At 67.0% G+C, this 25,059-nt stretch carries 23 protein-coding genes and 1 tRNA gene; 15 read left to right on the top strand and 9 right to left on the bottom strand.

Features of this window, described 5'->3' with window-relative positions; genetic code table 11:
• Positions 1-29: 29 nt before the first annotated feature.
• Entirely contained in the window at positions 30-524 is a 495-nt protein-coding gene (tatB, locus tag DFR39_RS08780; RefSeq protein ID WP_133603179.1) for a Sec-independent protein translocase protein TatB, read from the top strand.
• Positions 521-1,333: a twin-arginine translocase subunit TatC gene (gene tatC / locus DFR39_RS08775; RefSeq protein ID WP_133603178.1), complete on the top strand. Its 813-nt coding sequence runs from the start codon at positions 521-523 to the stop codon at positions 1,331-1,333. Before tatB ends, tatC begins: the two co-directional genes overlap by 4 nt.
• A gap of 13 nt (positions 1,334-1,346) precedes the next feature.
• On the opposite strand, the gene DFR39_RS08770 is transcribed toward tatC, so the two are convergent.
• The gene (locus DFR39_RS08770) at positions 1,347-2,516 is read right to left on the bottom strand and encodes a S1C family serine protease (protein ID WP_133603177.1); all 1,170 of its coding nucleotides are present in this window, start codon (positions 2,514-2,516) and stop codon (positions 1,347-1,349) included.
• A gap of 20 nt (positions 2,517-2,536) precedes the next feature.
• Between DFR39_RS08770 and DFR39_RS08765 the strand changes: the two genes are divergently transcribed.
• Entirely contained in the window at positions 2,537-3,289 is a 753-nt protein-coding gene (locus DFR39_RS08765) for a Nif3-like dinuclear metal center hexameric protein (protein WP_133603176.1), read from the top strand.
• Positions 3,290-3,302: 13 nt separating this feature from the next.
• Here DFR39_RS08765 and DFR39_RS08760 read toward each other — a convergent pair whose 3' ends face one another.
• Complete coding sequence (locus DFR39_RS08760; RefSeq protein WP_162849467.1) at positions 3,303-5,159, bottom strand: DUF885 domain-containing protein; 1,857 nt, start codon at positions 5,157-5,159, stop codon at positions 3,303-3,305.
• A gap of 155 nt (positions 5,160-5,314) precedes the next feature.
• Between DFR39_RS08760 and pdxA the strand changes: the two genes are divergently transcribed.
• Positions 5,315-6,367 carry a 4-hydroxythreonine-4-phosphate dehydrogenase PdxA gene (gene pdxA, locus DFR39_RS08755; protein WP_133603174.1) on the top strand — a complete coding sequence of 351 codons (1,053 nt, stop codon included), beginning with the start codon at positions 5,315-5,317 and terminating at the stop codon, positions 6,365-6,367.
• A 13-nt stretch (positions 6,368-6,380) separates the two neighbouring features.
• Here pdxA and DFR39_RS08750 read toward each other — a convergent pair whose 3' ends face one another.
• Together DFR39_RS08750 and mscL are read right to left on the bottom strand one after the other, a co-directional pair.
• Positions 6,381-8,789 (bottom strand): DUF1631 family protein, encoded by a 2,409-nt coding sequence (locus tag DFR39_RS08750; RefSeq protein WP_133603173.1) that lies wholly within the window; start codon positions 8,787-8,789, stop codon positions 6,381-6,383.
• A 148-nt stretch (positions 8,790-8,937) separates the two neighbouring features.
• Positions 8,938-9,387, bottom strand: a complete 450-nt coding sequence (mscL, locus tag DFR39_RS08745; RefSeq protein WP_133603172.1) for a large conductance mechanosensitive channel protein MscL — start codon at positions 9,385-9,387, stop codon at positions 8,938-8,940.
• Between the two features lie 188 nt (positions 9,388-9,575).
• On the opposite strand from mscL, the gene petA reads away from it, so the two are divergent.
• The 6 genes from petA to DFR39_RS08715 all read left to right on the top strand — a co-directional run bounded on the left by petA (position 9,576) and on the right by DFR39_RS08715 (position 13,888).
• Positions 9,576-10,172: a ubiquinol-cytochrome c reductase iron-sulfur subunit gene (gene petA, locus DFR39_RS08740; protein WP_133603171.1), complete on the top strand. Its 597-nt coding sequence runs from the start codon at positions 9,576-9,578 to the stop codon at positions 10,170-10,172.
• 18 nt (positions 10,173-10,190) lie between these two features.
• Positions 10,191-11,591 carry a cytochrome b gene (locus tag DFR39_RS08735; protein ID WP_133603170.1) on the top strand — a complete coding sequence of 467 codons (1,401 nt, stop codon included), beginning with the start codon at positions 10,191-10,193 and terminating at the stop codon, positions 11,589-11,591.
• A gap of 26 nt (positions 11,592-11,617) precedes the next feature.
• Positions 11,618-12,400 carry a cytochrome c1 gene (locus DFR39_RS08730; protein WP_162849482.1) on the top strand — a complete coding sequence of 261 codons (783 nt, stop codon included), beginning with the start codon at positions 11,618-11,620 and terminating at the stop codon, positions 12,398-12,400.
• A gap of 112 nt (positions 12,401-12,512) precedes the next feature.
• Positions 12,513-13,130 (top strand): glutathione S-transferase N-terminal domain-containing protein, encoded by a 618-nt coding sequence (locus DFR39_RS08725; RefSeq protein ID WP_133603169.1) that lies wholly within the window; start codon positions 12,513-12,515, stop codon positions 13,128-13,130.
• 12 nt (positions 13,131-13,142) lie between these two features.
• The gene (locus DFR39_RS08720) at positions 13,143-13,697 is read left to right on the top strand and encodes a ClpXP protease specificity-enhancing factor (protein ID WP_133603168.1); all 555 of its coding nucleotides are present in this window, start codon (positions 13,143-13,145) and stop codon (positions 13,695-13,697) included.
• A 115-nt stretch (positions 13,698-13,812) separates the two neighbouring features.
• Positions 13,813-13,888 (top strand) — tRNA-Thr (locus DFR39_RS08715).
• Between the two features lie 60 nt (positions 13,889-13,948).
• Here the strand turns inward: DFR39_RS08715 and DFR39_RS08710 are convergent.
• Positions 13,949-14,305, bottom strand: a complete 357-nt coding sequence (locus DFR39_RS08710) for a hypothetical protein (RefSeq protein WP_133603167.1) — start codon at positions 14,303-14,305, stop codon at positions 13,949-13,951.
• Positions 14,306-14,536: 231 nt separating this feature from the next.
• On the opposite strand from DFR39_RS08710, the gene secA reads away from it, so the two are divergent.
• The 4 genes from secA to argJ all read left to right on the top strand — a co-directional run bounded on the left by secA (position 14,537) and on the right by argJ (position 20,158).
• The gene (gene secA / locus DFR39_RS08705; RefSeq protein WP_133603166.1) at positions 14,537-17,281 is read left to right on the top strand and encodes a preprotein translocase subunit SecA; all 2,745 of its coding nucleotides are present in this window, start codon (positions 14,537-14,539) and stop codon (positions 17,279-17,281) included.
• Between the two features lie 221 nt (positions 17,282-17,502).
• The gene (locus tag DFR39_RS08700; protein WP_133603165.1) at positions 17,503-18,009 is read left to right on the top strand and encodes an FxDxF family PEP-CTERM protein; all 507 of its coding nucleotides are present in this window, start codon (positions 17,503-17,505) and stop codon (positions 18,007-18,009) included.
• 45 nt (positions 18,010-18,054) lie between these two features.
• Positions 18,055-18,720 (top strand): PEP-CTERM sorting domain-containing protein, encoded by a 666-nt coding sequence (locus DFR39_RS20150; RefSeq protein WP_246030755.1) that lies wholly within the window; start codon positions 18,055-18,057, stop codon positions 18,718-18,720.
• A gap of 208 nt (positions 18,721-18,928) precedes the next feature.
• Entirely contained in the window at positions 18,929-20,158 is a 1,230-nt protein-coding gene (gene argJ / locus DFR39_RS08690) for a bifunctional glutamate N-acetyltransferase/amino-acid acetyltransferase ArgJ (protein WP_133603164.1), read from the top strand.
• A gap of 54 nt (positions 20,159-20,212) precedes the next feature.
• Here argJ and DFR39_RS08685 read toward each other — a convergent pair whose 3' ends face one another.
• Complete coding sequence (locus DFR39_RS08685; protein WP_162849466.1) at positions 20,213-21,220, bottom strand: SphA family protein; 1,008 nt, start codon at positions 21,218-21,220, stop codon at positions 20,213-20,215.
• 227 nt (positions 21,221-21,447) lie between these two features.
• On the opposite strand from DFR39_RS08685, the gene DFR39_RS08680 reads away from it, so the two are divergent.
• Positions 21,448-22,035 carry a chalcone isomerase family protein gene (locus DFR39_RS08680; RefSeq protein WP_162849465.1) on the top strand — a complete coding sequence of 196 codons (588 nt, stop codon included), beginning with the start codon at positions 21,448-21,450 and terminating at the stop codon, positions 22,033-22,035.
• Between the two features lie 26 nt (positions 22,036-22,061).
• On the opposite strand, the gene DFR39_RS08675 is transcribed toward DFR39_RS08680, so the two are convergent.
• Genes DFR39_RS08675 through DFR39_RS20370 form a run of 3 tightly spaced genes read right to left on the bottom strand, consistent with a single transcriptional unit; the run spans position 22,062 to position 25,050 of the window.
• The gene (locus tag DFR39_RS08675) at positions 22,062-22,787 is read right to left on the bottom strand and encodes an urease accessory protein UreF (RefSeq protein WP_133603161.1); all 726 of its coding nucleotides are present in this window, start codon (positions 22,785-22,787) and stop codon (positions 22,062-22,064) included.
• A 13-nt stretch (positions 22,788-22,800) separates the two neighbouring features.
• On the bottom strand, positions 22,801-23,448 hold the full coding sequence (ureE, locus tag DFR39_RS08670) for an urease accessory protein UreE (RefSeq protein WP_133603160.1): 648 nt from the start codon (positions 23,446-23,448) through the stop codon (positions 22,801-22,803).
• 24 nt (positions 23,449-23,472) lie between these two features.
• On the bottom strand, positions 23,473-25,050 hold the full coding sequence (locus tag DFR39_RS20370; protein WP_162849464.1) for a hypothetical protein: 1,578 nt from the start codon (positions 25,048-25,050) through the stop codon (positions 23,473-23,475).
• Positions 25,051-25,059 lie beyond the last annotated feature (9 nt).

Genomic DNA, 25,059 nt, shown 5'->3' with positions numbered 1-25,059 from the left:
CAGCCCCTGACGCCTCGTGGCAGTCCTGAATGATTGATTTCGGCTTCGACAAGCTGGCCCTGATAGGCGCCGTGGCGCTGATCGTGATCGGGCCGGAGCGCCTGCCGCGTGTGGCTCGTACCGTGGGCCACCTGCTGGGCAAGGCGCAGCGCTATGTGGCCGACGTCAAGGCCGAGGTGAACCGCTCCATCGAGCTCGAAGAGCTCAAGAAGATGAAGACCCATGTCGAGGAGGCAGCTCGCGACGTGGAGCAGACGGTTCACAAGGAATTCAACGAGGCCAATCAGGCCTTCGAGCAGACCTGGTCCGAGGCCACTTCGGGCCTGGACGAGGCCAGCTACGAAAGCAGCGCCTACAGCACGGCTCTGCCGGCCCCCGGCTACCGCCCTCCCAAGAAGAACTGGCGCCTCAAGCGCGGCGCCACTCCCCAGTGGTACAAGCAGCGTGAAGGTGTACGCCGTCATGTGCAATCCGGTGCCGCACGCGTGGCGCGCTTTCGGCCGCCCCGCCGACCCTTCCCATGAGCGATTCCCAGAAGCCCGAGGACGAACTGGCCGGCACCGAGCAGCCCTTTGTCTCCCACCTCATTGAGCTGCGTGATCGCCTGATCCGCGCCTTTATCGCCATTGGCGTGTGCTTTGGCGCGCTGGCGCTCTATCCGGGACCGGGGCCGCTCTACGATCTGCTGGCCGCACCCCTGGTGGCGAACCTGCCCCAGGGCTCGACCATGATCGCCACCAATGTGATCTCGCCCTTTCTGGTGCCGCTGAAGATCACCCTGCTGGCCGCCTTCTTCCTGGCCCTGCCCGTGGTGCTCTACCAGATCTGGGCCTTTGTGGCGCCGGGCCTGTATTCGCACGAGAAGCGTCTGGTCCTGCCCCTGGTGGTCTCCAGCACCCTGCTGTTCTTCCTGGGCGTGGCCTTCTGCTACTTCTTTGTGTTCGGCAAGGTCTTTGCCTTCATCCAGAGCTTTGCGCCCAAGAGCATCACGGCGGCGCCGGACATCGAGGCCTATCTGAGCTTTGTGATGAGCATGTTCATCGCCTTCGGCGCTGCCTTTGAGGTGCCGGTGGTGGTGGTGGTGCTGGCCCGCATGGGCCTGGTCACGGTGGCCAAGCTGCGGGACTTCCGCGGCTACTTCATCGTGATCGCCTTCGTGATCGCTGCCATCGTGACGCCGCCCGATGTGGTGTCGCAGCTGGCCTTGGCCATTCCCATGTGCCTGCTCTACGAAGTGGGCATCTGGGCCGCGGGCCTGTTCATGCGCTATTCCAAGGCGCCGGATGAGGACGCCTCGGCCTCCTCATCATCCGGCTCTTCCGGTCAGGCCTGAGCCTTTCGCGGACTTATTCCTGGGGCGGCGGCCGCTGCCCCACCCTGAGCTGAAACTCGAGCTGCTGCTTGCCGCGCTGCACCGCCACCGCGGCTTGGCTCTGCGGCTTGAGCGCGGCCACGGCCGCCAGCAGCTGGCGCGGGCTGTTCACCGGCGTGCCGGCCACGCGGGTGACCACATCACCGGGCTTGATGCCGGCCTTGGCCGCCGGGGCGTCCAGCACCACGCCGCTGACCAGCACGCCGTCCTCGATGCTGAGCTTGAAGGCCTCGATGAACTCGGGCGTGAGCTCGCGGGTCTGCACGCCGATCCAGCCGCGCGCCACCTGACCCTCGGCCACCAGGGCCTGCATCACCTGGCGTGCCGTGCCCACGGGGATGGCAAAACCTATGCCCAGGCTGCCGCCGCTGCGCGAGAAGATGGCGGTGTTGATGCCCACCAGACGGCCCGCGGCATCGACCAGGGCGCCGCCCGAGTTGCCCGGGTTGATGGCGGCATCGGTCTGTATGAAGTTCTCGAAGGTGTTGATGCCCAGCTGATTGCGGCCCAGGGCGCTGACAATGCCCGAGGTCACGGTCTGGCCCACATTGAAGGGGTTGCCGATAGCCAGCACCGCATCGCCCACCTGCAGATCCTGATCGTTGCCCAGGGCGATCACGGGCAACCGATCCAGCGCGATCTTGAGCACCGCCACATCGGTCTCGGGATCGCTGCCCACCAGGGTGGCCTTGGCCTGGCGGCCGTCGGCCAGCTGCACCTCGATCTCGGCGGCGCCACTGACCACATGGCTGTTGGTGAGCAGATAGCCCTCGGGGCTGACGATCACACCCGAGCCCAGCCCAAAGGGCGTGTTCTCACCGTCCTCGGACTCGGCTTCGCGCTGCGGGCGCAGGCCGCGGTGAAAGCGCTGCCAGGGATCGTCGGCACCGCGCGCGCCTCGCGGCGGGGCCTTGCTGGCGGTGATGCTGACCACGGCCGGCGAGGCGCGCAGGGCCGCCAGGCGGAAGCCGCCCGCTGGCGCGGCAGCCGTGCCGGTATCGGCGGGCAGGGCGGGCAGGCTGATGAGGGTGGCAGGGCTGCGCTCGCCGCGCGGCAGCCACTGCGGCTTGAGCGTTGCCACCACGAACAGCCCGGCCAGGACCACGGTCACAGCCTGGGAGAAAATCAGCCAAATTCTTCGCACCGCTAGCGCCTCTCACCACCATGCCCCATCGCCAAGACATTGATCGCCATCTGAATCAGCTGCTGGATGTGGGGCGGTTCAAGGATTATGGGCCGAACGGTCTGCAGGTGCAGGGCCGCGACGAGATCGCGCATGTGGTCTGCGGCGTGACTGCCAGTCTGGCCCTGATCGAGGCGGCCATTGCCGCCGGGGCCGACGCCATCCTGGTGCACCACGGTCTGTTCTGGCGCGGTCAGGACGGTCGCATCACCGGCTGGATGAAGCAGCGTCTGCAGCGTCTGCTGCAGCACGACATCAATCTCTTCGCCTACCACCTGCCGCTGGACGCGCATGCCGAGCTGGGCAATAACGCGCAGCTGGGCCGCCTGCTGGGCTGGCAGGCGGACGCGCGCTTTGGCGAGCAGGATCTGGGCTTTGCCGGCCCGCTGCCGGCATCGGCCTCGCTGGACGAGTTCAGCGCCCAGCTGCGCCAGCGCCTGGGCCGCGAGGTGCTGGCCGTGCCGGGCGATGGCCGGGCGCTGCGCCGCGTGGCCTGGTGCACCGGCGGGGCCCAGGGCTTTTTCGAGGCGGCGATCGCGGCCGGCGCCGATGTCTTCGTGACCGGCGAGATCTCCGAGCCGCAGGCGCACTACGCGGCCGAAACCGGCGTGGCCTATGTGGCGGCCGGCCACCACGCCACCGAGCGCTACGGTGTGCAGGCCCTGGGCGCGCGCCTGGCCCAGGACTTCCCGGGCCTGCGCCAGCAGTTCATCGACCTGCCCAATCTGGCCTGAAGCCTCGGAGCGCTCAGGAGGGCTTGCGTGCTGCGGCCTTGCCCCGCTTGAGCTGCTCGGCCACCCACTCGTCCACGCGCCGCTCCAGCACGTCCAGGGGCACGGCCCCCTGGTCCAGCACCACCATGTGGAAGTCACGCAGCTGGAAGCGCTCGCCCAGGGCCTGACGGGCACGGTCGCGCAGGGCCTCGATGCGCAGCTTGCCCATCATGTAGGCCAGGGCCTGGCCGGGGTTGGAGTAGTAGCGATCCACCTCGGAGGCGATGAAGACCGGGTCCTCGCCGCCTTGCTCCAGCATGTAGTCGATGGCCTGCTGGCGACCCCAGCCCTTGGCATGCAGGCCGGTGTCCACCACCAGGCGGGTGGCGCGCAGCATCTGGGCCTGCAGATGGCCGAAGCGGCTGTAGGGCGTCTGGTACAGGCCCAGCTCGCTGCCCAGGGTCTCGGCGTAGAGCGCCCAGCCCTCGCCATAGGCGGTGATAAAGGCATTGCGGCGGAACTCGGGTAGATCGTTCAGCTCGGCCGCGCGTGCGCCCTGCAGATGGTGGCCGGGCATGGCCTCGTGGGCCACCAGGGTCTCCATGGCCCATTTGGGCTTGCGCTGGAAGGCCAGGGCATTGGCATTGAACCAGCCGGCGCTGCGCCCGCCCGGTTCCGGGCGGCTGTAGTTCTCGGCCGCGCCGGGGCCCATGAAGGCCGGCATGGCGCGAATGCCGTAGGGCGCGCGCGGCAGCTCGGCAAAGAGACGGGGCAGCTCGGGGTCGATGCGCTTGGCAATATCGCGGTAGCCGGCCAGCAGGCTCTCGCCATCGGGGTAGTACTGCGCCGGGTCGTTCTTGATCGCCGCGATGAATTCGGCCAGGCTGCCCTTGAAGCCGGCCTGCTCGCGCACGGCCTCCATCTCGGCGCGCAGGCGCTTGACCTGGGCCAGGCCGATCTCATGCACCTCGTCTGGGCTCAGAGGGGTGGTCGTGTGCAGGCGCACCAGGGCGGCATAGACCTCAGCGCCCAGCGGGTAGCGCTGGTAGGCGCCGTCGGCCGGGGCCTGGGGCAGGTAGCGCTCGCGCAGGAAGCTGGAGAGCTTGCGCATGGCCGGATAGACCTGGCTGCGCAGCGCTTCCTGGCCCTGGCTCTGCAGGGCGCTGAGCGTGGCCTCGGGCAATTCCTTGCCGCTGCGGCTGAAGGGCTCGTAGAGGGGGCTGCGCGTCACATCAGCGCTGAGCTGAGCGTCGAGTTGCTGCAGGGCGCGCTCCAGCACAGGACGGCTGGAGACCCAGCCCAGTTGCAGGCCGCGTTCCAGGCGGGCGAGTTCCTGGTCCACGCGCTTGGGGTAGGCCGCGAAGCGCGCAAGGATGTTTTGCAGATCTTTTTCGCTGCGGGCGGGGCTCTGACGCATCAGATTGGCCAGGCTGGTGTGGAAGCCCCACAGCGAGCCGATGCTCAGGCTTCGGTAGCCCTCGTAACGGTCCAGCTCCCGCTCCTGCTGCAGATTGCGCAGGAACATGTCGTAGGAGACCCGGTCCTGGGCATTCAGTCGCTCGCGCGGGATGGCGCGAAGGCGCTGCTCATAGCGCTGGCGCAGGGCGCGTGCGGCGGCCTCGGCCTCGGGGCTGTGGTCGCTGAGCTTGTCGCCGTAGCGATGGTCGCCGCGGTAGGTGGCCCACTCGGGATAGCGGCGAGCGCTGTCCTCCCAGGCCTCCGCAAAGAGGGCGTGCAGGCGCCGCGCCTCGGGGCTTGGCGCGGGCAGGGTGCTGCGTGCGCCCGGGGTGGTCGCTGCGGCCGGTGCGAGCGGAGCCAGGGCGGCGGCCAGGGCCAGCAGCAGGGGCGCCAGCGCGGTGCGCGTTACGGGGGAAGGACTGCGGATGGGCATGAAATCTCCTCCTGTGGTGGCCGCCAGGGATGGGCGGCCTGTGTGGGTGGGCCGGATGCGGCCGCGCGCAGTGTGGCATGCGTGAAGGGGCGCGCTGCGGTCGTGCGACGAAGCACGTTTTTTGAAGGCCGAAAGCCGCATGGAACAATCGCGCCATGAACGCGACCTCTGCTGCGCCGGCCTTCGGTTTGCCCCTCTTGCTGACCATGGGCGATGCCTGCGGCATCGGCCCCGAGATCGCGGTGGCGGCCTGGGCCAGCGATGCGCGGCGGGAGCGGCTGTGTCTGGTGGGCGACGTGGGCGTGCTGCGCCGTGCGCTGCGCCAGCGTGGCCTGAATCTGCCCCTGGCCCGGCTGGGCAGTCTGGCCGAGCTCCCCGGCGTGCCGCCCGACTGCTTGCCGGTCTGGCAGCCGCCCGGCCTGCCCGCGGATCTGTTGGAGGCGCCCCAGGGCCGCATCGATGTGCGCGCCGGCGCGGCGGCGGCGGTCTGCATCGAAGCCGCCGTGGCGGCCATCCAGGCCGGCCAGGCGGCGGGCCTGGTGACCGCGCCCATCCACAAGGAGGCCTTGCATGCCGCGGGCGTGGACCATCCCGGCCATACCGAGATGCTGCAGGCCTTGGCCGCTGCGCCGGGGAGCGAGCCGCCCCCCGTGCGCATGATGCTGGCCAACGAGGAGCTGCGCGTGGTGCTGGTGACCATCCACATGGCGCTGCGCGAAGCGATTGAGGCCCTGAGCGTCGAGCGCGTGCTGCAGACCCTGCGCATCAGCGCCGCCGCCTTGCGCCGCTTCGGCATCGCGCAGCCGCGCATCGCGGTGGCGGGCCTGAATCCGCATGCGGGCGAGGGCGGGCTGTTTGGCCGCGAGGAGATCGAGATCATTGCCCCCGCCATCGAGCAGGCGCGTGCCGAGGGCCTGGATGTGAGCGGCCCCTACGCGCCGGATACGGTCTTCATGCGCGCCCGCGACAGCGCGCAGCGCGCGGGCGAGTTCGATCTGGTGGTGTCCATGATCCACGACCATGGCCTGATCGCGGTGAAGTATCTGGGGGTGGAGGAGGGCGTCAACGTGACGCTGGGCCTGCCGTTCGTGCGCACCAGCCCCGACCATGGCACGGCCTTCGACATCGCGGGTCGTGGCCTGGCCGATCCCGCCAGCCTGCGCGCGGCCATCCGCATGGCGCGGCGCCTGCTGGGCGAGGCGACCTGATCCGGCGGCCCGATCAGGCCGGTTTGCTCAGCTCGGCCAGCTGCTTGCGCGCACGCGCGGTGGCGCGCTCCAGCAGATAGGCGCTTTCAAAGGCCTTGAGCCGGCCGGCCTCGCACAGGCGCTTGAGCATGCGCGCGGTCATGGTTACCGTCTCCTGGTGCTTTTGGCCGTAGGTAAAGATGAAGAAGCTGCGGCCGGCGCTGATATGGGCCAGGCGGACCTTGCGCCACTGGTCGCCGGTGTTCATCTGGTAGGCAAAGCCCAGCTGCAGGTGCTCGAGCAGCATGGCGCCCTGGCTGGGCTCCGGGGCTTCGGCGGCGGGCAGGCCGTCGATGCTGATGTCCACGCTGCTCAGCGGCGCCTCGCCCGCGCTGAGGTCGATGTCCAGATGGCCTTCCCAGTCCACCTTGGTGTCCTGCACCAGGCCCAGCCGGCTGGCCTCATCGGCACTCAGGCGCTGAGCGAGGTCCAGGTCCTCGGGCACCTCGAGCGCTGCGCCGGCGGGCAGGTCCTGCTCGGTCGGTGCGGCCACGCCAAACACGCCATCGAGCTGCTTGACCAGCAGATTGTGATCCAGGGGGCTCAGGCCCTGACCCTTGAGTGACTCGGCATGGGCGGGCAGCAGGGCGGCAAAGAAGCTCTTGCGGGCCGCCTCGGGCCAGGCGATCAGATCCAGGCCTTCGTTGAGGCTGCGCATCAGGCCCGGGAGCATGGCCAGGAAGGCCTGGCGCTGGGCGGTTCCGCCCTTGGGCTGCACGCTCATGACCAGATCGCGGCCGCTTTGGCGCAGGCGCTGCTCGCGCTCGGCACCGCCGTCGCGGCCGGCCATGACGATGGCCTGGCTCCAGACCTGGGCCAGAAACTCCCGCAGGAAGTCCGGCATGGGCACCGGGGCCAGCGAGGCCTGCAACTGCTGCATATAGCGCTGCTGCAGGCGCAGATCGGTTTCCTTGCGCTCCACCAGGGCGGCCGCATCGCTGCCGGCGCGCAGCACCTGGGCGCTCTGCTCGGCGATGAACTGCTCCAGCGCATCGAGCTTGGACTCATAGACGTCCATGCGCTCGAAGTCACCCTCGGCCACCTCGTTGACCAGTTCGCGAACCCGGCGCAGAAACTCGCGTCCCGGGTCTTCGGAAAAGTCGTCAAAAGCGCAGGCCAGCGAGGCGGTGCGGTTGATGAAGCGGCGCACCGGGTGCCGGCGCGAGGAGAAGAAGCTGCGGTCGCCCAGGGCCGCACGCAGCACCGGGAGCTGAAGCCTTGCAATCAGGCGCGCCATCTGCGGCGGCACCTTGGGATCGGCCAGGATCTGATCGAACAGGCTGCCGATCACATCGATCACCATATGGTCGAGCTGCCCCGTGGCAGCCTGACGCAGCTCATCGCGATGCTGGACGATCAGGTTCGGCGGCATGGGCTGCCCGCCCCAGGCGGGCTGACCCGGGCCGCCCAGGCCGGATTCCCAGCCCCCGGCCAGGGTGCTCATGCCCGCGCCGCCGGTTTCACCGATCTCGCCCATGTCTGCCGTGGGCAGGGTGGCAGGCGAGAAGGCCAGGCGTCTGAGCAGATCCATCATCTGGGGATCCACGGCACCCAGCATGCCGGGCGCGGCACGGCCGCCGGTGGCGGCACCCCAGCTGCTGCCGGCACCGCCACGGCCGGTGGCCAAGCCGGCGGGGCCGCTACCAGCCAGACCGCCACGGCTGCTGAAGCCGCTCATGCCTTGCTGGGAGTGCAGGGTCTGGCCAGGGGGGCCGTAGCTGCTGTGCTGAACCGTGTTGTGGCCTCCCGCTGCCTCGGTGCCTCTCACGCGCAGATCCTGGGGGCGCAGGCCCCGGCTGCGGAACAGCTGGGCGATGTCGGCATAGCAGGCCCGCATCTCCTGGGCCAGCGACCGGGTCATCTCGTCAATCAGGAACTGGCGCGCCTCGTGATCGTCGGTCAGCGCATGGATGGCATCCAGCAGGGCCTGGGCCACGAGGGCCGGCCGCAGCGGGTTGCGATCGCCGCCTTCCACGCCCAGTCCGGGCAGGTAGGACTCCACATCGCGCAGCTCCCACTCGCTCTGATGTCCTATGGCCAGGCCGATCCGGTCGGCCGCCACCATGGCGTCGACCTGCTCGTCGTTCATCAGCGACAACTCGCCCCAGTTGGGCTTGCTGCTCGCACTGTCTTGCTTGGGGCGCTGCTCGCCCGCCATCTGCTCACGCAGGCTTTGGTGAAAGCGCTGGCCGAACAAGGCCTGTTGCTTGCGGAACAGGAACTGGGCGGAGAGCAGGGCGTCGCGCCGTTTGTGTTGACCCGCCGAGAGTGCGGCCATGCCCATGCCCTCGGCGCCTCGTTCGGCTGCTTGCTCGGCCGCGGTGCGCAGGCGCTGCAGGGCGGCTTCGAGGTGAGGATTCAGGCGGACGTCTGGCGAATTCATGCGTGGGATGGACGGACGGGTGCGGGAACGCCGCAGTCGTGCTGCGGCAGTATCGCGCCAAAGCCCCCGTCCTGCAGGGCGCAGGGGTAGGCGGGATATTCAGATCGCCGGAATTCTGACAGCCGGCCGTTCTGAGCCCCTGGACGGTTTACTGACCGTTCTTGCGCAGGCTGTCGCGAATCTCGCGCAGCAGCAACACTTCTTCCGGAGTGGGGGCCGGCTCCGCAGCGGCGGCGGGTGCGGCTTCCGTGCGCTTGAGGCGGTTGATCTGCTTGACCATCACAAAGATGATGAAGGCCAGGATCACGAAGTTCAGCAGAATCGTCAGGAAGCTGCCGTAGGCGAACAAGGGCACGCCGGCCTTGCTCAGGGCTTCATAGGTCATGGGGCCCTTGAAGTCCGCGGGCGGGTTGCTCAGCAGGATGAAGTAGTTGCTGAAGTCCAGGCCGCCCACCGCCTTGCCCACCAAAGGCATGATCAGATCCTTGACCATGGAGTCGACAATCTTGCCGAAGGCGCCGCCGATGATCACGCCCACGGCCAGATCGACCACATTGCCCTTGACGGCAAACTCCTTGAACTCCGACATGAATCCCATCTGAGCACCCCTTGCTGTGTTGTTTCTTGGCGGCGCCCATTGTGCCCGCCTTCCCCGCTCGGGAATCGGGCCTAACCAGAGGTTGTGGCGCCTGCGCGGCGCCCCGGGGTGCTCCGTAGAGGAGGGCTTGACAGCGTCCGTTAGAATCCGCTGTTGCCCCCGATCAGAAGTCTCGTTTGAGGAACCTCATGAGTGACCAGCAAGTGGACCAAGGCAAACGCACCTGGCTAATCGCCACGGGTTGTGCCGGTGCCGTGGGTGGCGTCGCCACCGCAGTGCCGTTTGTCAGCACCTTTACGCCCTCGGAGCGTGCGAAAGCCGCGGGTGCGGCGGTAGAGGTGGATATCAGCAGCCTGAAGCCAGGTGAGAAGACCACCGTGGAGTGGCGCGGCAAGCCCGTGTGGATTGTTCGCCGCACGCCCGAGCAGCTGGAGTCGCTCAAGGCCACGGATGCCCAGCTGGCGGACCCCAAGTCCGATCGCACGGCCTATCCCACGCCCGAGTACGCCAAGAATCAGTGGCGCTCCATCAAGCCTGAGATCTTTGTGGCCGTGGGCATCTGCTCGCACCTGGGCTGCTCGCCCAGCGACAAGTTCCAGACCGGCCCTCAGCCCTCCCTGCCCGACGACTGGCATGGCGGCTTTCTGTGCCCCTGCCATGGCTCGACCTTCGATATGGCGGGTCGCGTCTTCAAGAACAAGCCCGCCCCGGACAACCTCGAGGTGCCGCCCCATATGTATCTCTCCGACAGCAAGCTGCTGATCGGCGAGGACAAGAAGGCTTAACCGGGACGGAGCGAGATCATGGCTGAATTCAAAGAAGCACCCGCCGGCGCCTCCGCCGGCGTCAAGCTGCTGACCTGGGTGGACAACCGCTTCCCGGCCAGCAAGATGTACAAGGAGCATCTCTCCGAGTACTACGCCCCCAAGAATTTCAACTGGTGGTACATCTTCGGCTCCATGGCCCTGCTGGTCCTGGTGATCCAGATCGTCACCGGCATCTTCCTGGTCATGCACTACAAGCCGGACGCCGCCCTGGCGTTCGCCTCGGTCGAGTACATCATGCGCGATGTGCCCTGGGGCTGGCTGATCCGCTATATGCATTCCACGGGAGCCTCGGCCTTCTTCGTGGTGGTGTATCTGCACATGTTCCGCGGGCTGATCTACGGGTCCTACCGCAAGCCGCGCGAGCTGGTCTGGATCTTCGGCTGCGCGATCTTCCTGTGCCTGATGGCCGAGGCCTTCATGGGCTATCTGCTGCCCTGGGGTCAGATGTCCTACTGGGGCGCCCAGGTGATCGTGAACCTGTTTGCCGCCGTGCCCTTCATCGGCCCGGATCTGGCCCTGCTGATCCGCGGTGACTATGTGGTGAGCGACGCCACCCTGAACCGCTTCTTCAGCTTCCACGTGATCGCCGTGCCCCTGGTCCTGCTGGGCTTGGTGGTGGCGCACATCATCGCGCTGCACGAGGTGGGTTCCAACAATCCGGACGGTGTGGAGATCAAGGCCAAGAAGGACGCTCAAGGGCGCCCGCTGGATGGCATCCCTTTCCACCCCTACTACACGGTGCACGACATCTTTGGCGTGGGCATCTTCCTGATGGTGTTCACCGCCATCGTGTTCTTCGCGCCGGAGATGGGTGGCTACTTCCTGGAGTACAACAACTTCATCCCGGCTGACCCGCTCAAGACGCCGGCCCATATCGCCCCGGTCTGGTATTTCACGCCCTTCTATTCGATGTTGCGCGCCACGACCGACGTGATGGTCTATGTGCTGGTCGGCATCATCGCTTTGTCGGTCATCGCGGTCTGGTTGCGGAGCGGTTTCTCGCACAAAGCCAAGCTGCTGATTTCCCTGGGTGCCGGTGTTGGTGCGCTGCTGCTGCTGGCGTTTGATGCCAAGTTCTGGGGCGTGGTGGTCATGGGCGGTGCCGTGGTGATTCTGTTCTTCCTGCCCTGGCTGGATCACAGCCCGGTCAAGTCCATCCGCTACCGTCCGGACTGGCACAAGTACCTCTATGCCCTGTTCGTGGTCTTCTTCCTCGTGCTGGGCTATCTGGGCATCAAGCCGCCGTCTGACGCCGGCACCCTGGTGTCTCAGGTCGGTACGCTGTTCTATTTCGGCTTCTTCCTGCTGATGCCTTGGTGGAGCAAGCTGGGTACGCCCAAGCCCGTGCCCGACCGTGTGACCTTCCACCCCCACTGAACAGCATCGGAGAGCCAAGAATCATGATGAAGAAAATCATCGCGAAGCTGCTGATCGCTGCATCGGCGGGTCTGAGCCTGGCTGGCGGCGCCCACGCCGCAGGCGGCGGCATCGAGTGGGACAAGTTCCCCAAGGAAAAGATGACGGACATGGCCGCGCTGCAGCACGGTGCCAAGCTGTTCGTCAACTACTGCCTGAACTGCCACTCCGCAGCCTTCATGCGTTACAACCGCCTGCGTGATCTGGGTCTGACCGAAGCCCAGATCAAGAGCAATCTGCTCTTCGCCAGCGACAAGGTGGGTGAGACCATGAAGGTCTCTATGGATGCCAAGCAGGCCAAGGACTGGTTTGGCGCCACGCCGCCGGATCTGACCGTGATCGCCCGTTCGCGCGCCAGCGCCTCGCAGGGCTCGGGTGCCGACTACCTGTACACCTATATGCGGACCTTCTACCGCGACGACAGCAAGGCCACGGGTTGGAACAACCTGGCCTTCCCCAGCGTCGCCATGCCGCATGCCATGTGGGAATTGCAGGGGCAGCGCACGGCCAAGTTCGTGGATGAGGTCGACCCTCACGACAAGAGCAAGACCGTGCATGTGTTCAAGGGCTTCGAGCAGATCAGCCCGGGTGCCCTGACGCCGGCGCAGTACGATGACGCGGTGGCCGATCTGGTGGCCTATCTGCAGTGGATGGGCGAGCCCGCGCAAGGGCAGCGTTTCCGTCTGGGCGTGCTGGTGCTGCTGTTCCTGTCCGTGTTCACCTTGTTCGCCTGGCGCTTGAACGCGTCTTACTGGAAAGACGTGAAGTAAGCGTCGAACGGCCCCGGCCTGTTCCGGGACCGATACCGCAGTGGGGAGGGTCGTCAGGACCACCCACTGCGTTTGCTTTTTGACCCCTCTGACTCTTCGGGAGCCTGCCGCCATGATGGTGCTTTATTCTGGAACCACCTGCCCCTATTCGCACCGTTGCCGCTTTGTGCTGTTCGAGAAGGGCATGGACTTCGAAGTCCGCGATGTGGACCTGTTCGCCAAGCCCGAGGACATCGCGCTGATGAACCCCTACAACGAGGTGCCCATCCTCGTTGAGCGCGATCTGATCCTGTACGAATCGCACATCATCAACGAATACATTGATGAGCGCTTCCCGCACCCGCAGCTGATGCCCGGCGACCCGGTGGCCCGTGCCCGTGTGCGCCTGTTCCTGCTCAACTTCGAGAAGGAACTGTTCGCCCACGTGAATGTGCTGGAAGGTCGTGGTCAAGCCGTCAAGGCGACCGACAAGCAGCTGGAGAAGGCCCGCGCCCAGATTCGCGACCGCCTCACCCAGCTCGCCCCCATCTTCCTGAAGAACAAGTACATGCTGGGCGACGACTTCTCCATGCTCGACGTGGCGATCGCCCCGCTGCTGTGGCGCCTGGACTACTACGGCATCGACATGTCCAAGAACGCGCTGCCCCTGCTGAAGTACGCCGAGCGCATCTTCTCGCGTCCCGCCTATATCGAGGCGCTGACGCCCTCCGAGAAGGTGATGCGCAAGTAATACACTGAGCTCATGGATCACAGCAGCGACGGCAGCTCCGCCGGCAATTCCAGCGCCTCCACACGGCCCTATCTGATCAGGGCCCTGCATGAGTGGTGCTCCGATAACGGCTTTACGCCGTACATCGCGGTGCATGTGGATCACTCGGTGCAGGTGCCGCAGGAGTACGTCAGCAATAACGAGATCGTGCTCAACATCGGTTTCGATGCCACCAGCGGGCTGGAGCTTGGCAACGAGCACATCCAGTTCAAGGCGCGCTTTGGCGGCGTGGCTCGCGAGATCTTTGTGCCGGTGGACCATGTGGTGGCCATCTATGCCCGTGAGAACGGTCAGGGCATGGCCTTTCCCGCTCCCGCGGTGTCTGCCGCTGATGCGCCCCCGGTGGCGGGCACGGCTGCGCCGGCCAAACCCGGCAGCACGCCCTTGCGAGGCCTGCGCCTGGCCGGTGCAGGTGGGGCGGGCGAAGCGCCGGAACAGACCGCGTCCGCCGACGAGCCTCCCAGTGATCCCGAGGGCGGCCCGGCCGCGCCCGGCGCAGGGCGGCCCGCGCTCAAGCGCATCAAGTAACAGCTCCGCACCCGCGACAGTCCCGGCCCTCGGTGCTGGCCTCTGCTTCGGGTGAGGTGGCAATTTCTTCGCCTACAATGGCGAGCGCAGTTCGGCGAGTTTCTCGCCGTGCTGAGCCGGCTTAGCTCAGTTGGTAGAGCAACCGCCTTGTAAGCGGTAGGTCGCGAGTTCGAATCCTGCAGCCGGCACCAGTTTTTCAAGAAAGCCCCGCAGCCTTCACGGCTCGCGGGGCTTTTTCTTGGTGATGAGCCTCAGCCGCCGGTGCTCTGCAGAACCCTGATGCGGAGCTCGCCGGGCGGGATGCCGGCTTCCGCCAGCAGTTCCAGCAGGCGCGGGTGCAAGTGGCGCAGCTTGGTCGCCACGGCGGCGTTCGCGGCCAGCAAGGTCCAACCCTCTTCGTCCACGGGGCCGGCGCGCACGAAGCGGCGCATGGCGCCGGGCAGCGCCACCTCGACGATGGCCATGCGCCGGTTCGACTCCTGCAGCAGCCGGCCCAGTCGCGCCAGGCCCTGGTGCTGGGCCAGGGCCTGGCTCAGGGGCTGCGGGTCGGGCACATAGGGGCCGCTGCTCTTGCTGAGCGAGCTCGTGATTCGGCGCTTGCTGGACATGGCTTCAGTGTAGTGGGCCGCCCGGGCCGTCATGTGGGCGGTGCTAAACTCGGCGGGTTTTTCTGCGGCCCGGCGGGGGCTCAGGGTTTATGCCGGCTGTGAGCCGGCTTGCAATGCCCGGAACCGGCCCCAATTGCCAGGCCCAGATCCTCTACAAGACCGCAAGGCCCTCGGGCCCGTGCGCCGCCTGCGGGCGGCGGCGGGACCGGCCATCACCTCAGACGCTGCTGCATGTTGCCCAAGCTTCTCACCCAGATTTTCGGTAGCCGCAATGACCGGCTGCTCAAGCAATACCGCCGCGTGGTGCAGCAGATCAATGCACTGGAGCCCCAGTTCGAGGGCCTGAGCGACGAGCAGCTGCGCGCCAAGACCGACGAATTCAAGCAGCGCGTTGCCGGCGGCGAAAAGCTCGACGCCCTGCTGCCCGAGGCCTTTGCCGTCTGCCGCGAGGGTGGCAAGCGTGTGCTCAAGATGCGCCACTTCGATGTGCAGCTGATCGGCGGCATGGTGCTGCATGCGGGCAAGATCGCCGAAATGCGCACCGGCGAGGGCAAGACCCTGATGGCCACCCTGCCCGTGTACCTGAATGCCCTGACCGGCAAGGGCGTGCATCTGGTGACGGTGAACGACTACCTCGCGCGGCGCGACGCCGAGGAGATGGGCAAGCTCTACAACTTCCTGGGCTTGAGCGTGGGCATCAATCTGCCCCAGATGACCCGGGAGCAGAAGCAGGCCGCCTACCAGTCCGATGTGACCTACGGCACCAATAACGAGTACGGCTTCGACTACCTGCGCGACAACATGGTCTACGAGACCGCCGACCGTGTGCAGCGCGGTCTGGCCTTCGCCATCGTGGACGAGGTGGACTCCATCCTGATCGACGAGGCCCGCACTCCGCTGATCATCTCGGGTCAGGCCGATGACCAGACCGACCTCTACCAGGCCATCAACAAGGTCGCCCCCCTGCTCAAGCGCCAGATCGGTGAACTGGATCTGCGCACGGGCGAGGGCGTGATCGAGCCGGGTGACTTCACGGTGGACGAGAAGTCGCACCAGATCTACCTGACGGAAGACGGCCACGAGAACGCCGAGCGCCTGCTCAGCCAGGCCGGTCTGCTGCCCGAGGGCGCCAGCCTCTACGACGCCGGCAACATCACCCTGATGCACCATCTGTACGCCTCGCTGCGGGCGCATCACGTGTATCACAAGGACCAGCACTACGTCGTGCAGAACGGCGAGGTGGTGATCGTGGACGAGTTCACCGGCCGCCTGATGACGGGTCGCCGCTGGAGCGATGGTCTGCACCAGGCCGTGGAAGCCAAGGAAGGCGTGGCCATCCAGAGCGAGAACCAGACCCTGGCCTCGATCACCTTCCAGAACTACTTCCGCATGTACGGCAAGCTTGCGGGCATGACCGGTACGGCCGACACCGAGGCCTATGAGTTCCAGGAGATCTACGGTCTGGAGACCGTGGTGATCCCGCCGAACCGCCCGACCATCCGTCGCGACGAGCTGGACCTGGTCTACAAGACCTCCAAGGAAAAGTTCGACGCGGTGCTCAAGGACATCCGCGAGTGCCACGAGCGCGGCCAGCCGGTGCTGGTGGGTACGACCTCGATCGAGAATTCCGAGCTCATCTCCACGCTGCTCAATCAGGCCAAGCTGCCGCACCAGGTGCTCAACGCCAAGCAGCACGCCAAGGAGGCCGAGATCATTGCCCAGGCCGGTCGGCCCGGCGTGATCACCATCGCCACCAATATGGCGGGTCGCGGCACCGACATCGTGCTGGGCGGCAATGTCGAGAAGCAGGTTCAGTTCATCGAGGCGAACGAGAGCTTGTCCGCCGAGGAGAAGGCCAGTCGCATCCAGCAGCTGCGCGATGAATGGCGCGGCCTGCACGAGAAGGTCAAGGCCGAGGGCGGTCTGCGCATCATCGCCACCGAGCGCCACGAGAGCCGTCGCATCGACAACCAGCTGCGCGGCCGCTCGGGCCGCCAGGGCGACCCCGGCAGTTCGCGCTTTTACCTCTCGCTGGACGATCCGCTGATGCGCATCTTCGCGGGCGAACGCGTGCGCGCCATCATGGACCGCCTGAAGATGCCCGAGGGCGAGGCCATCGAGGCCGGCATCGTCAGCCGCTCGCTGGAGAGCGCGCAGCGCAAGGTCGAAGGCCGCAACTTCGACATCCGCAAGCAGCTGCTCGAGTACGACGATGTGTCCAATGACCAGCGCAAGGTCATCTATCAGCAGCGCAACGACATCCTCGAAGCCCAGGACGTGGCGGCCCAGATCAACAATCTGCGCCAGAGCGCCCTGAGCGATGTGGTGCGCGGCTTCGTGCCGGCCGAGAGCCTGGAAGAGCAATGGGATCTGCCCGGCCTGGAGCGCGTGCTCAAGGACGAATGGCAGATCGCCGTGGATCTGCAGGGCACCGTCGAGAAGAGCGATGCCATTACCGACGAGGACATCCTCGAGAAGGTGCTGCAGGCCGGTGAAGCCATCTTTGCCGACAAGCTTGAGCGCGTGGGGCTGGAGCAGTTCACGCCCTTCATGCGCATGGTGCTGCTGCAGAGCATTGACCAGCACTGGCGTGAGCACCTGGCTGCGCTGGACTATCTGCGCCAGGGCATCCATCTGCGTGGCTACGCCCAGAAGAACCCCAAGCAGGAGTACAAGCGCGAGGCCTTCGAGCTCTTCTCGCAGCTGCTGGATGTGGTGAAGATGGAAGTCACCCGCGTGCTGCTGAATGTGCGCATCCAGAGCCAGGAAGAGGCCACGCAGGCGGCCGAGGCCATCGAGCAGCGCGCCGAGAGCGTCAGCAACGTCACCTACACCCATCCCAACGAGGACGGCTCGGTGTCCCAGGATCCGGCGCAAGACCCGGCCCTGGCCGCTGCGGCCCATGTGGGCCGCAACGACCCCTGTCCCTGCGGCAGCGGCAAGAAGTACAAGCACTGCCACGGCAAGCTCAGCTGAGAGCCGGCATCGCAGACCGACAAAGGGCGCCTAGGCGCCCTTTGTCATTGCTGAGCCGGGTGTTGGACCTGTTCAGCGTGACGCATTGCGCACAAATCGCGCAGCCGGCCCCGGCTTGAGGGGTGCCCTTGTCAAGCCTTCCCCCCTAAAGTTAGGTTACCGGTGCAGGGAGGTTCATTGCACCGCAAGGCAAACATAAAACCTGGCCCCGCAAACTGCCCATGAAGACCATCAAGCACATCGCTCTGTTCTCCACCTTGGCTGTCGCTGCTGCTTCTGCTTCGGCTGGTCCGGTCATGATCGAAAGTGGCAACCTGAAGAAAGGCGGCTTCGAGAAGCAGTTCGGCTTCACGGTTGCGGTAGAGCAGTTTTACTCCGGCTATTTCCGTACCCACAGCAAGCAGAGTCACGATGTGCTGATCAGCTCCGCGGTGCTGACCAATGGCACGGAACTCATCGCTCTGAAGAAGAGCGTGGATGAAGAGGAGTTGGCGGGTGGCCGTAAGGTGAGTTACGAAGTCTGGACCCTGCCTCAGACCCGACTCAGCGCAGGCGACTGGAAGCTGGATGTGATGGGCGAGGACTCCAACAGCAAGGCTATCGGTTCCTTTGCTGGCAGCTTCCTACCCCTGGCGAATGCCGTTCCCGAGCCGCAGTCGTTCGCTCTGGCCGGCTTGGCGCTTGCTGGCGCCTTGATCGCTCATCGCCGTCGTCGCAAGCAGGCCTGATTAGGTTCCCTGCATCTGCCAACAAACGTTCACAAGAGCCACTTCATGCGCACGATCCCGTCCGTTCTGTTTGCTGCATTTGCCCTGGGTGCCGCCAGCGCCGCGTCGGCTGCTGGGCAGCTGAGCCTGGTTTTTGACAAGCTCGGCCCGTCGATCAACGTCTACACCTCGGAGACGGATGATTACGAAACAGGCTCGCTGTACTTCAAGGACTCAGCTGGCAAGAGCTTTATGGCTTTCTGCATTGAGCCTGGCCAGAGTTATGCAACTGCTGCCAACGGCCTGCAGAGCTATACCGTCGGCAGCTTCAGTGGCGATCAGTCCAAAGCCTTGCAAGGCCTGTTCTCGCGTCATTACGCCACCCTGGGTGATGCCACCCAGCAAGCAGCTTTCCAGATGGCCGTCTGGGAGATCACCAATGAGACGGCCAAGACGTTGAGTGTTAGTCAGGGTCAGGGGAGCTTCTACTTTGATGGCCTGAGCCAAGGTACCAATGCTCAGAACCTTGACTTTACGTCTCTGGTCAATAGCTACCTGGGCGATGCGGTGGCCTATCAAGGTCCCGCGCGCTATCAGATCACACGTCTGTCCAGTGACAACTTCCAAGACCTAGTCACCGTCACCGCCGTTCCCGAGCCCGGCACCTATGCCATGTTGCTGGCCGGTCTGGGCGTGGTGGGCTTCGTGGCTCGCCGCCGTCAGCAGCGCTGAACGGTTCTGGCCTGACCATGAGGGGCTCCCTGCGGGGAGCCCTTTGTCTTTTGGGGCTTCGTGATGCTTGCGTGCGCAGGGCGCGCGAGGGCTCAATCTCTCCCTACAATCCGCGCCATCCCGTGTTGCGGGTTCCCGGGCTGGCCTGCCGGTCGGCCCTGTTCATTCGACTTCCAGCTCTGTCTTTTTTCTTCATCGCGAGACCGCCATGCCCGTCAACCTCAGCGCCCCCGACCCTGCCTCCCTCCATCCCGTGCCCGGCCTGCGCCTGGGCGTCACGATGGCGGGCATACGCAAGGCGGATCGGCGCGATCTGACGGTGGTGCTGCTCGATGAGGGCAGCTCGGTGGCGGGTGTCTTCACCAAGAACCGCTTCTGCGCCGCGCCAGTGCAGATCTGCCGCGAGCATCTCGAGGCCGACCGCGGCATCCGTGCCATCCTGGTGAACACCGGCAATGCCAATGCCGGCACCGGCGAGGATGGCCTGGCCCGTGCCCGCCAGAGCTGCACCGCCCTGGCCGGTCTGCTGAACATCGCGCCCGAACAGGTGTTGCCCTTCTCCACCGGCGTGATCATGGAGACCCTGCCGGTGGACCGCATCGTGGCCGGCCTGCCCGCGGCCCTGGCTGCCGCCAAGCCGGATAACTGGGCCGACGCCGCCGCCGGCATCATGACCACCGATACCCTGCCCAAGGCCGCATCGCGGCAGGTGCAGATCGGCGGCCACACCGTCACCGTGACCGGCATCTCCAAGGGCGCCGGCATGATCCGCCCCAATATGGCGACCATGCTGGGCTATGTGGCCACCGACGCGAATATTGCGCCCGAGCTGCTGCAGGCCCTGGTGACCGAGGCGGCCGATGCCAGCTTCAACCGCATCACCATCGACGGCGACACCTCCACCAATGACAGCTTCGTGCTGATCGCCACGCACAAGGCGGGGCATGCCCGTATCGAGTCCCTGGCCAGTGCCGAGGGTCAGGCCTTGCGCGAGGCCGTGATCGCGGTGTCGCAGCAGCTGGCCCAGGCCATCGTGCGCGACGGCGAGGGGGCCACCAAGTTCATCACCGTCAAGATCGAGGGTGGCCGCGATGTGGCCGAGTGCCAGCTGGCCGCCTATGCCATTGCCCACTCGCCCCTGGTCAAGACCGCCTTCTTTGCCAGTGACCCCAATCTGGGTCGCATCCTGGCCGCCGTGGGCTATGCCGGCATCGCCGATCTGGACCAGACCCTGATCGAGATGCACCTGGACGATGTGCATGTGGTGACCAAGGGCGGTCGCCATCCGGCCTACCGCGAGGAAGACGGCCAGCGCGTGATGAAGCAAAGCGAGATCACGGTGCGCGTGCAGCTGCACCGTGGCGTGGCCGAGGCCACGGTCTGGACCTGCGACCTGAGCCACGACTACGTCAGCATCAACGCCGACTACCGCTCCTGACGCCGTGCCGGAGCCCGCGGGCCGGTCGGCCTGCGGGCCAGGTTCTGGCCTATTTCAGTCCAGGCGCAGATTCAGGCGCAGCCAGACGGTGCGGCCCTCGGGGCGGTTGCGCACCGAGAACTCGTTCAGCACCTTGATGTCGGCGGACCAGATGCCGCTCTCCGACATATAGGCCAGCATGGGGCCCAGGGCATGGACCCGGGCCTTGTTGCCGTGTGCGGCCACGCCGGGCCCCTTGTCACGCGTGGTCTGCTCGACCAGATAGCCCTGCAGGCCCATGCGCCAGGCGTCATTGAGGCGGTACATGGCGGCATAGTCCGCATGCAGGTATTGGCCGGAGCGCACCTCGGTGGCCGTGTTGCGGCTGTTGAAGGAGTAGGTGGCGCGCAGGCCCAGCTCCAGACCGTTTTCCCACACGGCCGAGCTCAGCAGCACCGGCCGCAGGGTCCAGTATTTGCCCGTGCCCGGGTTGACCGCGCGCTGTGCGTCGTAGCTGCCGGTCGGTGCCACTACGCTCATGCCCAGCACCAGGCGGCTCTCGTCCTCTTGCCAGTCCACGAAGCCGGTGAGGTCCAGGTCGCCGGCACCGCTCTTGCTGCCGGAGCGTGCCGCGCCCTGCTGAGCCAGCAGGCCTTGCACGGCACTTGCTGCCTGAGCGGACAGGCCGGCGGGCAGCTCAGCGCTCAAGCGGATGTCGTTGCGCTGCTGGATCAAGGGCAGGGAGGCGGAGACACCCACGCGACCTTCGGCCACACGGAAGTCGCTCACCCAGGTGCCGCGCGCCACGAAGACATCGGCCTCGATCTCGCCCTCGACGCGCAGGGCCAGCGGCCCCAGGGGCGTGTTGGCCGTGGTCTGCAGGGGCTGACCGTCGTTGCCCTTGAACTGCTTGGCGCGGTAGTTCTGCAGCCAGAGTTGGCCATAAACGCCGGGGAACTGGGGTGACGCCATCTCGAAACCGGGCGCACCCAGCAGGGCGCGCAGCTGGCCGTTTTCGGTGGCTTGCGCGCCGCCGCTGATGGCGACCATGGCGGCCGCGAGGGAGGGCATGTACTTCTTCATAGCGGGTCCTGATGACGGCGATGCTGGGCGGCGCCCGGCGAATCGGCCCGGCATGCTGCCAGCCTCCTCCGCAGATTCACAGCGCTCACTCTAGAGTGTCCTGCCGAATCGGGGGCTGGTGCCAACTCTTACCGGGCTGGCGGGCTGCATCGCTATACGCACATCTCTATCATCGCGCCCTTGGCAGTATCCGTGCATGCGGCGCTGCTGCATTTTCAGGAGACAACATGCTGCAGCTACTACGCCCCCTCGCACTCACCCTGTTGCTGGCGGCAGGTTCCACACAGGCCCAGGACCTCAAGTTCGAGGGTTTTGACTTCCCATCCACCGTGGCCGTCGGCAAGCAAAGCCTGGTGTTGAACGGCGTGGCGACGTCGAGCATCCTGTCCACCCGCTCCACCGTCGTGGCGCTGTATCTGAGCAGCAAGCAGACGACGCCCGAGGGCGCGGGCGCGGTGGGCGGTTCCAAGCGCATCCAGTTCTACATGCTCAGGTCCGTGGCCGCCAAGGATCTGGCGAACGCCATGCTGGACCGCATCCGGCAGAACGTCAGCTCGGAAGAGTTCGGCGCCAATATCGTCGCCATCTCCCAGCTCGGCGCGGTGTTTGGCCAGCGCAGCCGGGTCGAGAAGGGCGATCTGGTCGTGATCGACTACAACGCCGTCGACAAGACGACCGAGTTCACGCTCAACGACAAGCGCCTGAGCGACCCGATCCAGGGCGAGCAGTTCTTCAAGATGATGATGAAGGTCTGGCTGGGCCCCAAGATTCGCGCCAGCACCCGTGAGGGCCTGCTGGGCGGCAGCGCCAGCTGAGCGTAGACCCCAGGGCGCAGCGGCGCTCAGGACCTGAACAGCCGCGAGTACTGCGCCTCGTGCCGGGCCGAGAGAATGGCCAGGCCCGGGCTGAACGCCTGGCGCTGGCTCTCGGTCTGTGCCAGCGCTGCGTCCACCACGGTGGGAATCGCCTGACCCAGGGCCTCCAGTATGCGTTGACCGGCGCTCTGGCCCAGGGGCACGGCCTTGATGGCGGCCGCCACCAGGTTCTCGGCCCAGCCAAAGGCATGGGCCAGCATGGCCTCGCGCAGCGGTGCGCCCGTCAGTGCGGCGGCCAGGCCAAAAGCCACAGGCCAGCTGGGCGCCGGGCGCAAGGCCGCCAGCGCCTGGAGGCGCCGGGCGGTGTCAGGTCTTGCGGCGTCGCCACGGTTGCGCAGCCACTCCAGCAGGGAGCGCCCCATCTGCTCGCTCTGCAGGCGCAGCTCGCGGGTCTCGCGGGTCTGCAGCACCCAGTCATTGAGCGCCTGCACGCGGCTCAGGTCCTCGCGCTGCCAGGCCCGCATGGCCGCGGCGCAGGCCGGCAGATCGGCCCGGCCCAGGGCCAGGGCCAGCTGGTCCAGCAGCCATTGCCGGGCCTGGACTTCGCCGCTGACCAGGCCGCTGTCCACCGCGGACTCCAGGCCTTCCGAATAGCTGAAGCCGCCCACCGGCAGGGCAGGGGAGGCGAGCTGCATCAGCTGCAGCCAGGCGCCGGCACTCACCGGCGCGGCGGGCGCGCGCACGCGGGGCATGGGGTGGGGCGGTTCAGTGCTTGCAGCCGGGGCCGTGCACATGCGGCTGGGCCGGCGCCGCCGCGGTGACGGCGATGTTCAGCGGCTTGCCTCGCGGGCTTGGCGCGGCCGCGGGCGGATGCTCATGCGTGTGCTCATGGCCGCGGCCCGGGCCGTGCACATGGGCGTGCTGGTGCTCGTGCTTGTGTCCATGCCCGCCATGACCTTCGCTGCCATAGGCACCCGACTCGGGTTCGATAGCGGCCTGGGTTTCGGTGACCACCAGATGCATCATGCGCAGCATCTCGGCCAGCACATGGTCGGGCTCCAGCTTCAGATGGTCGGGCTTGAGCTCCAGCGGCACATGGCGGTTGCCCAGGTGGTAGGCGGCGCGCAGCAGGTCAAACGGGCTGCCGTGTTCGGCGCAGGCCCGCACTTCCAGCACCGGCTGGGGCGCGGCCAGCACGCGGATCAGGCTGCCGTCCTCGGCCACCAGCACATCGCCGCCGCGCACCACGCTGCCGCGCGGCAGGAAGACGGCCAGCGCCCGGCCCTGGCTGTCCGTGGCGTCGAAGCGACTTTTCTGCCGCACATCCCAGTCCAGTTCGATCTGGGGGGCGCGCTTGAGCAGGACGGCGGCCAAGCCGCGCCCTTGGGGGAGGAGTTTGTTGACGGTCAGCATGGGTGGCACTGTAGGCCAGAAAGGCTAGAAATCCACCGCTCGCGTACGCAAGCCCCGTGCCACCAGAATGGCATTCACCAGCTGAGCCTCTTCGCGGCTGGGGAAGGGCCAGACCGCAGCGCGCCAGCCCTCATGGGTCTGGAAGACATAGCCTTGCAGGCTGCTGGGGTCGCGCACCGTTTCGCCCAGCAGGCTGCGCATGCGTTCCAGTGCCGCCTCGGCCTCGGCCTTGCTGGCGCTGGCGGGGCTGACCAGGGCCACCTGCTTGCCGCTCGGCGCGGCCATCTTGCCGCCACTGCTCTCGCCTGCACTGCCGGTAGCTCCCGTAGAGCCGGCAGAGCCAGTAGCGCGGGCACGCGACCTTTCCTGCGCCTCCTCATTCAGGGCGCGCTCGGGGCTGCGGCCGGCCGCCGGGCTGGCGGCGGCGCGCGAGGGCGGGGACTTGCCCTCGGCGGCGGCTTCGGTGCGAGCCGGCGGCTGGGCCTCGGATGGGGCGGTCTTGGCGGGCGCGCTGGCGGCCGCGCTGGTGCTGCGCAGCGGTGGGCGATCGGCCTGGTCGGCGCGTCGAGGTACCAGCTGCGGGCGGATATCGGGCGCAGGTTCAGAGCTCTCGCCAATGACCATGCCGATCGAGGCCGCGGGCTCGGCGGGCAAGGCCTCGCTGGCGGCGGCTGACGCGGGCGCGGCCGGACTGGCGGCCACGCTGGCCGCGCTGGCCGGCGTGGCGGGCGGCGGCGCCGAGCCGGCAGGCGCCGCCACGACGGACGCCGCGGCGCTGGCGGCCGGGGCCGAAGCCGCCGCCGCGGGCGCTTCCTTGGCTTGCTGGCGCCCCATCAGCCACATGCTCGGCGCGCCCACGAAGAGCAGCAGCAAGGCGGCCAGCACGGCCAGGGCCAGGGGATTCAGGCAGCGCCGGCCCAGGACCTTGAGGCGGTAGTCCGCGTCATAGGCCATCAGGATGCGGGTGCGCGAGGCCCCGGCATCCACGCCGGCGCTCATCAGATAGATCTCATAGGGCCAGCTGCCCAGGCCGCGGCGTGCGGCCTTGCTCATCAGTCCCTCATCGATGGCAATGGCGCGTTGGGGCCAGTCCGCCTCGCCAGGCTGCTCGCGATGGCCGTGCTTGAGGGCGAAGCGGGCGATGCGGCGTGGTGAGAGCTGGCTGATGAAGCGTTCGCTGAACAGGCGCTGGGCGCCGCCGGGTTCGGGCAGCCAGGCGCGCAGCGGGGCCGGCAGCCAGCGCAGCCAAGCGGGCAGGGCCTTGGGTGTGCCGGCGCCGGCAGGGGCCAGGTGGGCCGGCAGGGTTGGACCGGCATCCAGGGCCGGGGCGGGGGGGGGGGCCGCGCTGGCGTCGGTCCCCGGCTCAGGTGGCGCGTCCTGGGCTTCGGGGGCGGGCGCGTCCGGCTCCGCGGGCAGGGGATCCATGACCGGCTCGCGCTGCAGCGCTTGCGCGGCCTGCGGACGTGGGGAAGCGCTGCCCCCGACAAAGGGCAGGGCCACCACACCGATGGTGTGGACGTCGTAAATGCTGATGCGCTTTGCGAGGGGGTTGCGGTTGTGCCACGCCACCACCTGTTCGGCCAGACCGTCCATGGTCGGCATGCTGCCTCA

The sequence above is a fragment of the Roseateles asaccharophilus genome (genome assembly GCF_004362405.1).
Taxonomy (GTDB): Bacteria; Pseudomonadota; Gammaproteobacteria; order Burkholderiales; family Burkholderiaceae_C; genus Kinneretia; species Kinneretia asaccharophila.
Note: the sequence above shows the minus strand (reverse complement) of the source record. Positions and strands in the feature narration are given on the sequence as shown.